Raw genomic sequence first — 443 nt, forward strand, 5'->3', positions numbered from 1 at the left:
TTTGCATGCGCATTGCTTCGCGCAATATTTGCTGATCTTCTGGCATCATATATAAAAACTTATCCACCAGCATTTGTGAATAACTTGGCTCGTTGGCATTACACAGCCCAAGTAGCATATCGATAACGTTTATGCCGGCAAAATCTCCCGCATTAGCACCTCTGTATATCTCATTGCCTACTCGATGCGGTTTATAATAAGGGCGCACACAATTAAAAAAGCGCTCTGTGTCTAACTGAGTATAAAGTGCATTATTCGATTCAATTACATCTATTAACGCTTGTTTTGCTACTTTTAATAGCTCGGCACAGGTGGGGTGCGAAATACCTAATGGTAATATTTTTAATAATGCATCGCTGGCGCGTTTATATGCCAAAATACCTTGGGTGTTGTAATCAATAAATAGTTTTTCGTCGGGTAAATTAGTAAAACGTTTATACGTG

The 443-nt window shown here is 38.8% G+C and carries 1 protein-coding gene; it reads right to left on the reverse strand.

Going from position 1 to position 443, the window contains the following annotated elements; all coding sequences use genetic code 11:
• The coding region (locus AAEY62_RS20365; protein WP_350636017.1) for a monodechloroaminopyrrolnitrin synthase PrnB family protein at positions 1-443 on the reverse strand (443 nt) is incomplete at both ends.

Source organism: Pseudoalteromonas sp. GW168-MNA-CIBAN-0100 (assembly GCF_040309225.1).
In the GTDB taxonomy this organism is placed as follows: domain Bacteria; phylum Pseudomonadota; class Gammaproteobacteria; order Enterobacterales; family Alteromonadaceae; genus Pseudoalteromonas; species Pseudoalteromonas arctica.